This window comes from Streptomyces luteireticuli (genome assembly GCF_041519305.1).
Taxonomy (GTDB): Bacteria; Actinomycetota; Actinomycetes; order Streptomycetales; family Streptomycetaceae; genus Streptomyces; species Streptomyces luteireticuli.
Genome location: NZ_CP167927.1, coordinates 6734788 through 6749956 on the forward strand (window position 1 = coordinate 6734788; position 15169 = coordinate 6749956).

Here is a 15169-nt window from a genome sequence, read left to right on the forward strand (position 1 = left end):
ACCGCCCGGAGGGCGGTCCGGGTCCGGGGCGACCGCCCCGGGGAAACGGCGAAAGGGCGGGCCAGGGGCATCCAAAACCCATTCGGCACCCACCCCACCCCCCGGCTAAAGTCGATCCCGCCATGAACGCCACCCTCGTCGCCAAAGACCTCTCCGCCGGCCACGGCGACCGCACCCTCTTCTCCGGGCTCGACCTCGTCGTCGCCCCCGGCGACGTCATCGGGCTCGTCGGCGCCAACGGAGCCGGCAAGTCCACCCTCCTCCGGCTCCTCGCCGACGCCGGAGGCGGAGGCGCCCGCCCCGAGCAGGGCACGCTGCGCCTCAGCCCCCCGGCCGCCACCGTCGGCTACCTGCCGCAGGAGCCGGACCGCCACCCCGGCGAGACCGTCGGCGCGTTCCTCGCCCGCCGCACCGGCGTCACCGCGGCCCAGGCCGCGCTCGACGCCGCGACCGAGGCGCTCGTCGAGGGCGCGCCGGGCGCCGACGACGCGTACGCGACCGCCCTGGAGCGCTGGCTGGCGCTCGGCGGCGCCGACCTCGACGAGCGCGCCGAGGAGGTGAGCGCGGACCTCGGCCTCAGCGTCGGTCTGGACCGCCCGATGACCAGCCTGTCCGGCGGCCAGGCCGCCCGCGCCGGCCTCGCCTCCCTCCTCCTCAGCCGCTACGACGTCTTCCTGCTCGACGAGCCCACCAACGACCTCGACCTGGACGGCCTCGACCGGCTGGAGCGCTTCGTGACCGGACTGCGCGCCGGCACCGTACTGGTCAGTCACGACCGCGAGTTCCTCACCCGCACGGTCAACCAGGTGCTGGAGCTGGACCTGGCGCAGCAGGAGGTCAACCTCTACGGCGGCGGCTACGCGTCGTACCTGGAGGAGCGCTCCCGTGCCCGCCGGCACGCCCGCGAGGCGTACGAGGAGTACGCGGACACCCGGGCCGGCCTGGAGGCCCGCGCCCGCACCCAGCGGAACTGGATGGAGAAGGGCGTGCGCAACGCCCGTCGCAAGTCCACCGACAACGACAAGATCGGCCGCAAGCTCCGCGCGGAGTCGACGGAGAAGCAGGCGGCCAAGGCCCGGCAGACGGAGCGGCTCATCGAGCGGCTGGACGTCGTCGAGGAGCCGCGCAAGGAGTGGGAGCTGCGGATGGAGATCGCCGCGGCGCCCCGCTCGGGCGCCGTGGTGGCGACCCTGCGCGGCGCCGAGGTCCGCCGCGGGGAGTTCGCCTTCGGCCCGGTGGACCTCCAGATCGACTGGGCGGACCGGGTCGCGGTCACCGGCGCCAACGGCTCGGGCAAGTCGACCCTGCTGGCCGCCCTGCTCGGCAGGCTGCCGCTGGACGCGGGCACCGCCTCGCTCGGCCCCGGTGTGGTCGTCGGCGAGGTGGACCAGGCGAGGGCGCTGTTCTTCGGGCCGGAGACGCTGCTCGACGCCTTCGGGGCGGCGGTGCCGGAGCTGGCCCCCGCCGAGGTCCGTACCCTGCTGGCCAAGTTCGGTCTCAAGGCCGATCACGTCCTGCGGCCGGCCGCGACCCTCTCACCGGGCGAGCGGACCCGTTCCGCGCTCGCCCTGCTCCAGGCCCGCGGCGTCAATTTGCTCGTCCTTGACGAACCGACCAACCACCTCGACCTCCCGGCCATCGAGCAACTGGAGTCCGCACTGGCCTCGTACACCGGAACGCTCCTGCTCGTGACCCATGACCGGCGGATGCTCGACGCCGTGCACACCACGCGCCGGATCAAGGTCGAAGAGGGTCGCATTATCGAGCGCTGAACCTGTGGATTCTCGCTCGGATCGCCCGAACGGGGGAATTTCTTCCCGAAAACAACCCCAGTCGCAGGTCAACTCTTCGCCAAGGGGCAGGGCGGTCCCCCGGCCCGGGAAAACCGTGGTTTTCCGGAGAAACGGCACGTACCGTGGGAAAGGAGTCCGCCCCGAGGCATCTCCCCCGGGCGTTCGGTTTACGGAACATTGGACCTCGTCATACGAACCCGTGGGTGCGGAGCGACGTCTGTGGGTGCGGACGTCCGAGGGGCGTCCGCTTTTCCGACGTCGAATTGAGGCGTAAGGCCATGTCCCCGACTCTGTCCAGCTCCACGCCGCCCACTCCACTGGTTCCCTCGGTGGAGCGGGCGCGTTATCCGGGCGCACCGCCCCACGGTGAGCGCACCCTGATCGATGTCCTCGACGCCACGGCGGCCACGCACCCGGACGCCCCGGCCCTCGACACCGAGACCGGCGTGCTCACCTACCGGGAGCTGTGCGCCGCGGTCGAGGAACGGGCCGACCGGCTGCGCGCCGCCGGAGTCGGGCCGGGTGACAGGGTGGGCGTCCGCGTCCCCTCCGGGACCGCGGAGCTCTATCTGTCGATCCTCGCCGTCCTGCGCTGCTCGGCCGCGTACGTGCCCGTGGACGCCGACGACCCCGAGGAACGCGCCGCCACGGTGTTCCACGAGGCCGAGGTCTGCGGGGTCGTCGGCGCGGACGGCTCGCTCGCCGCGGGCCGGCGCAGGCCGGGAGCGGCCGGGCCCCGGCTCCCGCTGCCGGAGGACGACGCCTGGATCATCTTCACCTCCGGTTCCACCGGTGCCCCCAAGGGCGTCGCGGTGTCCCACCGCAGCGCCGCGGCCTTCGCCGACGCCGAGGCGGCGCTCTTCCTCCAGGACGAGCCGCTGGGCCCCGGCGACCGGGTCCTCGCCGGCCTGTCCGTGGCCTTCGACGCGTCCTGCGAGGAGATGTGGCTGGCCTGGCGGCACGGCGCCTGCCTGGTCCCCGCCCCGCGCTCGCTGGTCCGGGCGGGCCACGAGCTGGGCCCCTGGCTGATCGAGCGGGGGGTGACCGTCGTCTCCACGGTGCCCACCCTCGCCGCCCTGTGGCCCCAGGAGTCGCTGGACCGCGTCCGGCTGCTGATCGTCGGCGGCGAGGCCTGCCCGCCCGGCCTCGTCGAGCGGTTCGCCGTCCCCGGCCGCGAGATGTGGAACACCTACGGCCCCACCGAGACCACCGTCGTCGCCTGCGCCGCCCGGATGGAGCCGGGCGAGCCCGTCCGCATCGGGCTGCCGCTCGACGGCTGGGACCTCGCCGTCGTCGACGAGAACGGCGACCCCGTCCCCTTCGGCGCCGAGGGCGAACTGGTCATCTCCGGCGTCGGCACCGGCCGCTACCTCGACCCCGCCAAGGACGCCGAGCGCTTCCGCCCCTGCGCCGCCCTGGACAGCGAGCGCGCCTACCGCACCGGCGACCTCGTCCGCGCCGACGAGGCGGGCCTGGTCTTCACCGGCCGCGCCGACGACCAGGTCAAGCTGGGCGGCCGGCGCATCGAGCTCGGCGAGATCGACGCCGCGCTCGGCGAGCTCCCGGGCGTACGCGGCGCCGCCGCCGCGGTGCGCACCACCCCGTCGGGCTCGCAGCTGCTCGTCGGCTACCTCGTGCCCGGACCCGGCTTCGACCGGGGGAGCGCCAGAAAGCAGCTGGCCGAGCGGCTGCCCGCCGCCCTCGTCCCCGTCCTCGCCGAGGTCGACGACCTGCCCACCCGCACCTCCGGCAAGGTCGACCGCAACGCCCTGCCCTGGCCCCTGCCCACCACCGGCGACGACGGCACCGTGCGGACCGAGGAGCTGCACGGCACCGCCGCCCGCCTCGCGGAGCTGTGGGAGGAGCTGCTGGGCGTCCGGCCCGGCGCCGACGACGACTTCGTCCTCATGGGCGGCACCAGCCTGACCGCCGCCCGCATGGCCTCGGCCCTGCGCGCGCACCACCCCGGCGTCTCCGTCGCCGGCCTCTACCGGCACACCGTCCTCGCCGACATGGCCGAGCACATCGACTCCCTCGACACACCCGCCCCGGACCCCGCCGCCCACAAGCGGACCGTCCGGCCCGTGCGCCGCCGCACCGGCGCCGCCCAGATCCTCGTCCAGACCGCGCTCTACGGTGTCCAGGGCCTGCGCCTCCTCACCGGCCTCGCCGCCGCCGACAACATCCTCGGCCTGCTCGCCCCGCAGAGCTGGGCGCCGCACACCTCCTGGTGGCTGATCGCCGTCGCCTGGGTCCTGCTCCTCAGCGCCCCCGGCCGGTTCGCGATCGGCGCGGCCGCCTCCCGGCTGCTCACCCATGGGATCACCCCCGGCGCCCACCCCCGCGGCGGCCGGGTCCACCTGCGGCTGTGGACCGCCGAACGCACCGTCGCCGCCTTCGGCGTCCCGGCCCTGATGGGCACCCCGTGGGCCGTCTGGTACGCCCGCGCCCTCGGCTGCCGGGCCGGCCGCGATGTGGCCCTGCACGCCATGCCCCCGGTCACCGGCCTCGCCGAGTTCGGCGACGGCGCGAGCGTCGAGCCCGAGGCCGACATCGCCGGCTGGTGGCTCGACGGCGAGACCCTGCACGTCGGCGCCGTACGGCTGGGCGCGAACGCCCGCGCAGGACACCGCAGCATGCTGATGCCCGGCTCCTCCCTCGGCCCCGGCGCCGAACTGGCCGCCGGCGCCTGCCTCGACGGCCAGGTGCCCGCCGGACAGACCTGGGTCGGCTCGCCCGCCCGCCCCGACGCCGCCGCCCACCGCGCCGGCGGACCGGTCCGCCCGTCCGACGGCTGGCCCGAGCCCCGCGCCGGGCGCTCCCGCCGCTGGGCCGCCGCCTACGCCCTGTCCCTGGCCGGCATGCCGCTGCTGCCGCTGATCGCGGCCGTGCCCGCCCTCGTCGCCACCTACTACCTGATCAAGGGCAGCGGCTCGCTGGGCTCGGTCGCCCTGCGCGTCCTGCTCGCCGTCCCGGTGCTCACCGTCGTCACCACGCTGAGCTGGATGCTGGTCCTCGCGCTCACCGTCCGCGTCCTGAACCGGGGCATCAGGCCCGGCCTCCACCCGGCCTGCGGCGGCGTCGCCTGGCGCGCCTGGTTCATCACACGCCTGCTGGACGGCGCTCGCCGCAACCTCTTCCCCGTCTACGCCAGCCTCGCCACCCCCGTGTGGCTGCGGATGCTGGGCGCGAAGGTCGGCCGCCGCGCCGAGCTGTCCACCGTGCTCCCGCTGCCGTCCCTGCTGACCGTGGACGACGGGGCGTTCCTCGCCGACGACACCCTCGTCGCACCCTACGAACTGCGCGGCGGCTGGCTGCGCCTGGGCACCGCCCGCGTCGGGCGGCGCGCCTTCCTCGGCAACTCCGGCATCATCAGCCCCGGCCGCGCCGTCCCCGACCACGGCCTGATCGGCGTCCTGTCCGACGCGCCCGAGCACGCCGAACCCGGCACCTCCTGGCTGGGCCGCCCCGCCATGCCGCTGCCGCGCGTGGCCACCACGGGCGACACCGGCCGCACCTTCGAGCCGCCCCGGCGCCTCGTCGCGGCCCGCTCGGCCGTCGAACTCTGCCGCGTCCTGCCCCTGATGCTCGGCCTCGCGCTGGCCGACGTGGTGCTCATCGGCGAGCAGCAGGCCCTCAGCACCGGCGGCCTCGGGCTCGCCGCGCTCGTCGGCATCCCGCTGCTCCTCGTCTGCTCCCTGGCCGCCGGCCTTATGGCCACGGCCGCCAAGTGGCTGCTCATGGGCCGCTTCCGGACCAGTGAGCACCCGCTGTGGAGCTCCTTCGTGTGGCGCAACGAGCTGTACGACACCTTCGTGGAATCCCTCGCCGTCCCCTGGTTGGCGGGTCCCTTCACCGGTACCCCCGTGCTCAACTGGTGGCTGCGCACCCTGGGCGTGAAGATCGGCCGGGGCGTGTGGTGCGACACCCACTGGCTGCCGGAGACCGACCTCATCACCCTCGGCGACGGGGTCAGCGTCAACCGGGGCTGCGTCCTCCAGACCCACCTCTTCCACGACCGGATCATGCGTATGGACACCGTCCACCTCGCCGAAGGGGCCTCGCTCGGCCCGCACGGCATCGTGCTGCCCGGCACCCACGTCGGCGCGCACACCGCCATCGCCCCCTCCTCCCTCGTCATGCGCGGCGAGTCCGTCCCGGCGGGCACCCGCTGGGCGGGCAACCCCATCGCGGGCCAGCGGCCGCCGGCGGCCGTCCCGGTGCCCGCGACGGAGCGGGAAGCCGCTGCGTGACATGGGCGGCGGACGATTCGCCTGCAGCCGCCGGGCCCTGCTCGCGGCCGCGGTGCTCCCGCTGACCGCCGCCGCGGCGACCGGTTCCGGTCCCCGGCGGCGGCCGCGGCGGGAGCAGCCGCAGCCGTACTTCCCCGGGCACGGCTCGTACGGCCACCAGACCCTGGCCTACGACCTCAGGATCGGCTACGACCCCGGGGCGCGCTGGCTCGACGGCCACGCCCGCATCGAGGCCGTCGCCAACAGCGGGATCGACCGGATCGAGCTCGACCTCGCCCGGCTCGACGTGCGCGAGGCACGGCTCGACGACCGCCCCGTCGCCTTCCGGCAGCGGGGCGGCAAGCTCCTGATCACCGCGCCCCGGGCGCTCGAGGTGGGCCGGCCGTTCGAGCTGGACATCCGCTACGGCGGCCGGCCCCGCCCGGTCTCCTCCCAGTTCGGACCCATCGGCTGGGACCGCACCGGCGACGACCACGACGGCACGCTCGTCGCCTCCCAGCCGGTGGGCGCGCCGTCGTGGTTCCCCTGCAACGACCGCCCCGACGACAAGGCGTCCTACACCTTCGAGATCACCGTCCCCGGCGGCCACCAGGCGCTGGCCAACGGCTCGTTGGTGGAGCACCGGGAGACGGGCGGGGCGGCGCGCTGGACGTACCACCACCCCGGGCCCATGGCCAGCTACCTCGCGGCGGTCTACACCGGGCGGTTCGCCCGGGAGACCTGGACGGTCCAGGACGCGGGGGCGCCCGTGCCCGTGCACATCGCCTACCCCGCCGGGCTGGCGAAGGAGGTCCGGCACGACCTCGCCCGCCAGGGCCGGATCCTCCAGGTCTTCACCGACCTCTTCGGCGACTACCCCTTCGAGTCCTACGGGGTGGTCGTCGTCGACGCGGAGCTCGCGGCGCCCGTCGAGAACCAGACCCTCTCCGTCTTCGGCACCAACCACATGGACGGCAAACGGAGTTGGGAGACGCTCGTCGCCCACGAGACGGCGCACCAGTGGTTCGGCAACAGCGTCAGCCTGGGCGACTGGCAGCACATCTGGCTCAACGAGGGGTTCGCCACCTACGCCGAGTGGCTGTGGTCCGAGCACCTCGACGAGGACGACGCGGACACGCTCGCCCGGCGGGCCCGCGACGAACTGGCCGGCCGCCGCCAGAACCTGCGCATCGCCGACCCCGGACGGCGGCACCTCTTCGACGACCGCATCTACGTCCGCGGTGCCTGCGCCCTCCACGCGCTGCGCCTCTCGGTGGGCGACACCCGCTTCTTCCGTGTGCTGCGCACCTGGCACGAGGCGCGGCGGGGCGGGAGCGCGGACACGGACGCGTTTCTCGCGCATGCGACGCGGGTGACGGGGCGGGGTGTGGCCGACGTCCTCGGCCCCTGGCTCTTCGAGCGCCGGGTCCCGCGGTACGCGTCGGTGTAGGGGGGATTGAGCCCCAGCCCCGCCCTTTCACCGTTTCCTTGCGCTCCGCGCGGGTGTCCTCAAACGCCGGACGGGCTGAAATTCAGCCCGTCCGGCGTTTGAGGACACGGGTCCGGGCGGAGCCCGGAAGAAACGGTGAAAGGGCGGGCCAGGGGCAGAACCCCTCAGCGGCCGCCACGCTCCGGCCGCACCAGCCCCGCCCGCCGCAGCGCATCCGCCATCGCCCCGCCCGCCGCAGGCGAAGGCGCCTCCCGCCGCGGGCGCGGAGCCCCGCCACCCCGGCGCGGCTCGCGCGCCTCCCGCGGAGCCCGAGGCGCCCGTGCCTCGTCCTCCAACCGCAGCGTCAAAGAGATCCGCTTCCGCGCGACATCCACCTCCAGCACCTTCACCCGCACGATGTCCCCCGGCTTCACCACGTCCCGCGGGTCCTTCACGAACGTCCGCGACATCGCCGACACATGCACCAGTCCGTCCTGGTGCACCCCGACGTCCACGAACGCCCCGAACGCCGCCACGTTCGTCACGACGCCCTCCAGCACCATCCCCTGCTCCAGGTCGCCGATCTTCTCGACGCCCTCCTTGAAGGTGGCCGTCCGGAACGCCGGACGCGGGTCCCGGCCCGGCTTCTCCAGCTCGCGCAGGATGTCGGTGACGGTCGGCAGGCCGAAGGAGTCGCTGACGAACTCCTCGGGGCGCAGCGAGCGCAGCACCCCCGTGTCGCCGATGAGGGCGGCGACGTCGCCCCCGGTCCGCTTCGCCATCGCCCGTACCACCGGGTACGCCTCGGGGTGGACGCTCGACCCGTCCAGCGGGTCGTCCCCGCCGCGGATGCGCAGGAAGCCGGCGCACTGCTCGTACGCCTTGGGGCCGAGCCGGGAGACGTCCTTGAGCGACCTCCGCGAGCGGAAGGGCCCGTTCGCGTCGCGGTGGGCGACGATGTTCTCCGCGAGGGTGCCGCTGATGCCGGAGACCCGGGACAGCAGCGGGGCCGAGGCCGTGTTGACGTCGACGCCGACGCCGTTGACGCAGTCCTCGACGACCGCGTCGAGCGAGCGCGAGAGCTTCACCTCGGCCAGGTCGTGCTGGTACTGCCCGACGCCGATCGACTTGGGGTCGATCTTGACGAGCTCGGCCAGCGGGTCCTGGAGCCGCCGGGCGATGGAGACGGCGCCGCGCAGCGACACGTCGAGCCCGGGCAGCTCCTGGGAGGCGAAGGCGGAGGCGGAGTAGACGGAGGCGCCGGCCTCGGAGACCACGATCTTGGTGAGGCCGAGCTCGGGGTGACGGGAGATCAGGTCCGCGGCCAGCCGGTCCGTCTCGCGGGAGGCGGTGCCGTTGCCGATGGCGACGAGCTCGACGCCGTGCTCGCGGGCGAGCCGGGCGAGGGTGGCCAGCGAGGCGTCCCACTTGTTCTGCGGGACGTGCGGGTAGATCGTCTCGGTCGCGGCGACCTTGCCGGTGGCGTCGACGACGGCGACCTTCACGCCCGTGCGGAAGCCGGGGTCGAGGCCCATCGTCGCGCGGGTGCCGGCGGGCGCGGCGAGCAGCAGGTCCCGCAGGTTGGCGGCGAAGACGCGGACCGCCTCGTCCTCGGCGGCCTGGCGCAGCCGCAGCCGCAGGTCGATGCCGAGGTGGACGAGGATGCGGGTGCGCCAGGCCCAGCGGACCGTGTCGCCCAGCCACTTGTCGCCCGGCCGCCCCCGGTCGGCGATGCCGAAGCGGCGCGCGACGGCCTGCTCGTACGCGCTCGGTCCGGCGGGCGCCTCTCCGGGCTCCTCCGGCTCCAGCACCAGGTCGAGGACGTCCTCCTTCTCGCCGCGCAGCATGGCCAGCACCCGATGCGAGGGCAGCTCGGTGAAGGGCTCGGCGAAGTCGAAGTAGTCGGCGAACTTGGCGCCCGCCTCCTCCTTGCCCTCGCGCACCTTCGCCGCGAGCCGTCCGCGGGTCCACATCCGCTCGCGCAGCTCGCCGATGAGGTCCGCGTCCTCCGCGAAGCGCTCGGTGAGGATCGCCCGGGCGCCCTCCAGCGCCGCGGCGGCGTCCGCGACGCCCTTGTCGGCCGAGACGAACGCGGCGGCCGCGGCCGCCGGCTCGGTACCCGGATCGGCGAGCAGGCCCTCGGCCAGCGGCTCCAGCCCGGCCTCGCGGGCGATCTGCGCCTTGGTGCGCCGCTTGGGCTTGAAGGGCAGATAGATGTCCTCCAGGCGGGCCTTGGAGTCGGCCGCGCGGATCTGCGCCTCCAGCGCCGCGTCCAGCTTGCCCTGCGACCGCACGGACTCCAGGACCGCCGTCCGGCGGTCCTCCAGCTCGCGCAGATAGCGCAGCCGCTCCTCCAGGGTGCGCAGCTGCGCGTCGTCGAGAGCGCCCGTCGCCTCCTTGCGGTAACGGGCGACGAACGGCACGGTCGCGCCGCCGTCGAGCAGCTCGACGGCCGCCTTCACCTGCCGCTCCTGAACGCCGAGTTCCCCGGCGATCCTGCTTTCGACCGACGCACCGTTAGCCGTCACGATCCTGCTCCGCTTCTCTCTTCGAGCTCTCCGAGCCGCGGACTGCATTGTGGCAGGTGCCTACGACAACGCGGACCGCACCGCCCCGGGAGCGGCCGGCACCCGCCAGGCGAACCGCGGCGCTCTCCGCTCCAGGAACGCCGCCCGCCCCTCCGCCATCTCCGCGTCCCCCTGCCCGGCCCAGTACGCGGTCCGTTCCTCCGGAGCCGCGCCCGGAGCCGCCCCCGACGCGAACTCCTTCGCCGCCACCTGCGTCAGCAACGACCGCGACGCCAGCGTCGAGGCGAACTCCGCCACCCGCCCGTCCAGCGCGTCCGGCGCCCACACCTCGTCCACCAGCCCGGTGCGCAACGCCCGCTCCGTGCCGATGAGTTCGGCGGAGAAGAGCAGGTACTTGGCCGTCGCCGGGCCCACCAGCTCCGTCAGCCGCCGGGTGGAGGAGGCGGCGTAGACGATGCCCAGCCGGGCGGGCGTGACGCCGAAGACCGCGCCGTCCGCCGCGAACCGCAGGTCGCACGCCGTGGCGAGTTGGCACCCGCCGCCGACGCAGTGCCCCCGGACCGCGGCCAGCGTCGGCTTGGGGAACGCCGCGAGCGCCTCCTCGGCGGCCACGGCCAGGCCCCGGGGGTCGTCGTCCCGGGAGCCGCCCGCGAGGGAGGAGATGTCCGCGCCCGCGCAGAAGGTGTCGCCCTCGCCGGTCAGCACCACCACCCGCACGGCGGGATCGGCGGCGCACCGGTCCAGGAGCGCGGGGAGGGAGCGCCACATCCCGGGGGTCATGGCGTTGCGCTTGGCGGGGTTGGTGATCCGGATCGTCGCCGTGGTGCCGTCGACGTCCAGGTGCAGTGCGGGCTCCATGCGACGGATGCTAGCCCGGCGACGAAGGCCGGCCCGGCGCCGGATGCCGTCCGCGGCGGCCGATCCTATGATCGAGGCGGGGGCGCTGTGAGGAGGCCCTGATGAAAGGCACCAAGAGCGCGCCGAAACGGCTGAGCCGCGGCTTCGGCGTCCTGGCCCTGCTCGGCGGGATCCTGGTCCTCGCCGGTCTGGTCGGCCTGGTCTACGCAGGCTTCGCGACGCTCACCACGATGGTCCTGTTCGGCTGGCTGCTGCTGATCGGCGGGATCGTCGGCCTGTTGCACGCCGTGCAGTCCAGGGAGAGCGGCTACTTCTGGCTCGCCGTGATCGTGGCGGCGCTCAACATCGCGGCGGGTGTGGTGGTGCTGCGCCACCCGGTGGCGGCGGCCGAGACGCTGACGATGTTCGCCGCGCTGCTCTTCCTGACCGGTGGGCTGTTCCGGCTGGCGGGCAGCCTGGTGGTACGCGGGCCGCAGTTCGGCTGGATGCTGCTCCAGGGCCTCCTGGGGCTGCTGCTGGGCATCCTGGTGCTGGCGAACTGGCCGCACAGCAGCCTGTTCGTCATCGGTACGTTCTTCTCCCTGGAACTGCTCTTCGACGGGCTGGGCCTGATCGCGACGGGCCTCGGCGGGCGGCATGTCGTCCGCATGGTGTCGGACGACGGGAAGCGCTCACCGGAGGCTTGAGTTCCGGGTCGTTCGGCAAGTGGCGATCAGGGCAGCCAGGAACAGTCGTGGGAGTGACCGCGGCATACGCGTGCGATCAAATAGCGTCGATAGGCGGCGACTTCTGATCAGCGGTCCGGCGCGGACTGTGGTGTTCCCAACACTCGGCGTGTGCGGTGGAGCCACGGCGAGGGGTTGGTATCGGACATGGAGATCGTCGGGGGCGTCCCGCCCGAGCCGGGCCGGGCCGCGCCCCGCAAGCCCGTCGAGTGTGCCGGGTACGACGGGATCTGGCGGTTCACCGCCCCCGCGCTCCCCTCCACGGTGCCCCGCGCCCGGCACGGGGTGCACGACCTGATGCGCCGTCAGAACGTGCCGCTCCGCCCCGACCGCCTGGACGGTCTGCTGCTGATCGTCTCCGAGCTGGTCACCAACGCGGTGCAGCACGCCGCGGTGCTCTCCCCGGAGATCGTCGTGGAGATCTCCCTCGGTCAGGGATGGGTGCGGGTGGCCGTCGAGGACGGCCACCCGTTCCGGCCCCGCCCCCTGGAGGCCGACGAGGAACGCACCGGCGGCCGGGGGCTGTTGCTGGTGCAGGCGGTGGTGGACGAGGCCGGCGGCCGCTGCGACGTCGAGCACACGCCCGGCGGCGGCAAGGTCGTCTGGGCCGCCCTGCCGTACGGGTCGGCCGCCCCGGGCGGAGCGGCGCCTACCAGCCCGCCCCGGTCCCGATGAGCTCCCGCACCGCCGGACGCACCGCGTCCAGCACCGTCATGAACCAGGCGGAGAACGTCACCTCGCCCATCAGCTTCTCCAGCTCGGCCGGGGTCACGAAGGCGGTGTCCTCGATCTCCTCGGGATCCGGGTCCAGCCCCTCCCGCACGGTGCCCACGAAGAGGTGGTTGTACTCCTGCTCCACCAGCCCGGACAGCGGATCGGGGTGGTTGTAGCGCACGGTCCCGGCCTCGCGCAGGAGCGCGGGTGCCGCACCGAGCTCCTCGGCGGTGCGGCGGGCGGCGGCCACGAAGGGCGGCTCTCCGGGGTACGGGTGCCCGCAGCAGGTGTTCGACCACACGCCGGGGGAGTGGTACTTGCCCAGGGCACGGCGCTGGAGCAGCAGCCGCCCCGCGTCGTCGAAGAGGAAGACCGAGAACGCACGGTGCAACCGGCCCGGGGAGACATGTGCGGCGAGTTTCTCGGCGGTGCCGATGGTTCTGCCGTCCTCGTCGACCAGCTCCAGCATGATCGGTTCAGCGGAGTCGGCGGAGGCGGCGTCGGCGGACGCGGGGAGCGCGGTGGAGTCGGCGGAGCGGCCCTCGGCTGATGTGATCGGCATTGACCATCCTCGGTGTCGTCTTCGGCCTTCAGTCTGCCGTACGCCCCTTCTGCCGTACGACATGGCGGGCACAACGGCGGACGTCTCCGCCGGGGCCCGCCGCCCGCTCAGTGGCAGAGCCCGGCCTCGTGCTCCGCGTACCCGCCGGGCTCCAGCTGGAAGGTGCAGTGCTCCACCGCGAAGTGGGTTCCCAGGCAGCCCCGCAGGTCGTGCAGCATCTGCTCGTGCCCCGCGGCGTCCAGCGCCGCCCGGTCCACCACGACGTGCGCCGAGAGCACCGGCATTCCGGATGTGATCGTCCACACATGGAGGTCGTGCAGGTCCCGCACCCCCGGCAGCGCCGTGATGTGCGCCCGGACCTCGTCCAGGTCGACATTGCGCGGCGCCGCCTCCAGCAGCACGTCCAGCGCCTCGCGCAGCAGCTTCAGCGTCCTCGGCACGATCATCAGGCCGATCACCAGCGAGGCCACCGGGTCGGCCCGGGTCCAGCCGGTCGCCATGATCACCAGGGCGGCGACCACCACGGCCAGCGAGCCGAGGGCGTCCGAGAGGACCTCCAGGAACGCCCCGCGCACATTGAGGCTCTCCTTCTGCCCGCGCATCAGCAGGGACAGCGACACCAGATTGGCGAACAGGCCCACGAGGCCGAAGACGACCGTCGTGCCGCCCGGCACCGCCTCCGGCTCCGCCAGCCGCTGGACGGCCTCGACGAGGATGTAGCCGCCGACGCCGAGCAGCAGCAGACAGTTGAGCAGCGCCGCGAGGATCTCGGCCCGGGCGTAGCCGAAGGTGCGCCGCCCGCCGGGCGGCCGGTTGGCGAAGTGGATCGCCACCAGCGCCATCGAGACGCCCACCGCGTCGGTCGCCATGTGCCCGGCGTCCGCCAGCAGCGCCAGCGAACCGGTCAGGACGCTGCCGGCGATCTCCGCCACCAGCACCAGGAGAGTGATCCCCAGCGCGATGCGCAGCCGGCCGCGGTGGGCCGCGGCCGCGGTGCCGGTCCGCCCGTGCGAGTGGCCGTGGTCGTGCCCAGCCCCCATGCGCCGCCTCCCGTGTGCCGCCCGTGGTTCCTGCAGAGGTGCCCGGCCGGCGGGAGCGCCGTCCGGGACCTCAGTGAACTACGGGTGGCGGGTGGCGGGCAACGCGACACCGAACACCGTTGTCATCCCCTCTGACCTGCGGGGACGTAGGGCATGGCGGTCAGGCGCCGCGGGCCCCGGGGTGGTGCAGGCACCAGCCCTCCCAGGCCGAGACGACCATGGAGCGCACGTCGTGCCGGGGGCTCCAGCCGAGCCGCCGCCCGATCAGGTCGTTCGCCGCCACCACGCGCGCCGGATCGCCCGCGCGGCGCGGACGGGTCTCGGGCACGAGGTCGGTGCGGCCGGTGACCTCGCCGATCAGGTCGGCCATCTCGCGCACCGACACCCCCCGCCCGGTGCCGACGTTCAGCGTGAGGTCGCCGGAGCCCGGCTGCTCGTCCAGCGCGCGGGCCGCGGCGAGGTGGGCGGTGGCCAGGTCCTCGATGTGGATGTAGTCGCGGACGCAGGTGCCGTCGGGGGTGGCGTAGTCGTCACCGAAGACCAGCGGGCGCTCCCCGCGGGTGATCCGGTCGAACATCATCGGGATGATGTTGAACACACCGGTGTCGGCCAGCTCCGGCCGGGCCGCGCCCGCCACGTTGAAGTAGCGCAGACAGGCCGTGGAGATCCCGTGCGCGGCCCCCGCCGCCCGCACGAGCCACTCGCCCGCCAGCTTGGTCTCGCCGTAGGGGTTGATCGGGTGGCACGGCGTCTCCTCGGTGACGAGGTCGACGTCCGGCATGCCGTAGACGGCCGCGGAGGAGGAGAAGACGAAGCTCCGCACCCCCGCGTCCACCACCGCCTCCAGGAGCACGGTCAGCCCGTGCAGGTTCTCCCGGTAGTAGAGCAGCGGCTTCTCGACCGACTCCCCGACCTGCTTCTTCGCCGCCAGGTGCACCACACCGGTGACGTCCAGCTCCTTCAGCGCCCGGTCGAGGACGTCCCGGTCGAGGACCGAGCCGCGCACCAGGGTCACCTCCGGGGCCAGGCGCTCCGCGTTCCCGCTGGACAGGTCGTCCAGGACGGCCACCCGTTCCCCGGCCTCGGTCATCGCCCGGGCGACGTGCGCCCCGATGTACCCGGCCCCGCCTGTGATCAGCCATGTCATGCACGGCACCCTAGACCAGTCGGGGAGGGGGGCCGGTTTTGTCCCGGAGGGGCGTCCTCCGCCATGCTGGTTCCTGCCGCGACCGGGAACCGGACGGGCGCCCCGGACGTCCTTACGGCGACGGTCCCACCGGGTGCACGT

At 74.0% G+C, this 15169-nt stretch carries 10 protein-coding genes; 5 read left to right on the forward strand and 5 right to left on the reverse strand.

Features of this window, described 5'->3' with window-relative positions; all coding sequences use genetic code 11:
• Positions 1-122: 122 nt before the first annotated feature.
• From AB8735_RS30320 to AB8735_RS30330, 3 genes are all read left to right on the forward strand, one after another.
• On the forward strand, positions 123-1772 hold the full coding sequence (locus AB8735_RS30320; protein WP_372410718.1) for an ABC-F family ATP-binding cassette domain-containing protein: 1650 nt from the start codon (positions 123-125) through the stop codon (positions 1770-1772).
• Positions 1773-2071: 299 nt separating this feature from the next.
• Entirely contained in the window at positions 2072-6046 is a 3975-nt protein-coding gene (locus AB8735_RS30325) for a Pls/PosA family non-ribosomal peptide synthetase (protein WP_372410721.1), read from the forward strand.
• Between the two features lies 1 nt (position 6047).
• Complete coding sequence (locus AB8735_RS30330) at positions 6048-7475, forward strand: M1 family metallopeptidase (protein ID WP_372410723.1); 1428 nt, start codon at positions 6048-6050, stop codon at positions 7473-7475.
• Between the two features lie 164 nt (positions 7476-7639).
• On the opposite strand, the gene AB8735_RS30335 is transcribed toward AB8735_RS30330, so the two are convergent.
• Positions 7640-9982 (reverse strand): Tex family protein, encoded by a 2343-nt coding sequence (locus tag AB8735_RS30335; RefSeq protein ID WP_372410724.1) that lies wholly within the window; start codon positions 9980-9982, stop codon positions 7640-7642.
• Between the two features lie 60 nt (positions 9983-10042).
• Entirely contained in the window at positions 10043-10840 is a 798-nt protein-coding gene (locus AB8735_RS30340; RefSeq protein ID WP_344025623.1) for an enoyl-CoA hydratase/isomerase family protein, read from the reverse strand.
• Between the two features lie 101 nt (positions 10841-10941).
• On the opposite strand from AB8735_RS30340, the gene AB8735_RS30345 reads away from it, so the two are divergent.
• Both AB8735_RS30345 and AB8735_RS30350 read left to right on the forward strand, forming a co-directional pair.
• Entirely contained in the window at positions 10942-11526 is a 585-nt protein-coding gene (locus AB8735_RS30345) for a DUF308 domain-containing protein (RefSeq protein WP_344025625.1), read from the forward strand.
• A gap of 186 nt (positions 11527-11712) precedes the next feature.
• On the forward strand, positions 11713-12240 hold the full coding sequence (locus AB8735_RS30350; RefSeq protein ID WP_372410726.1) for an ATP-binding protein: 528 nt from the start codon (positions 11713-11715) through the stop codon (positions 12238-12240).
• Here AB8735_RS30350 and idi read toward each other — a convergent pair.
• From idi to galE, 3 genes are all read right to left on the reverse strand, one after another.
• Positions 12215-12841 carry an isopentenyl-diphosphate Delta-isomerase gene (gene idi, locus AB8735_RS30355; protein ID WP_372410727.1) on the reverse strand — a complete coding sequence of 209 codons (627 nt, stop codon included), beginning with the start codon at positions 12839-12841 and terminating at the stop codon, positions 12215-12217. The two genes, AB8735_RS30350 and idi, sit on opposite strands and share 26 nt — an antisense overlap.
• Before the next feature lie 107 nt (positions 12842-12948).
• Positions 12949-13881: a cation diffusion facilitator family transporter gene (locus AB8735_RS30360; RefSeq protein ID WP_344025635.1), complete on the reverse strand. Its 933-nt coding sequence runs from the start codon at positions 13879-13881 to the stop codon at positions 12949-12951.
• Between the two features lie 160 nt (positions 13882-14041).
• Positions 14042-15028, reverse strand: coding sequence for a UDP-glucose 4-epimerase GalE (gene galE, locus AB8735_RS30365; protein WP_344025637.1), 987 nt, complete (start codon positions 15026-15028; stop codon positions 14042-14044).
• Positions 15029-15169: the final 141 nt, after the last annotated feature.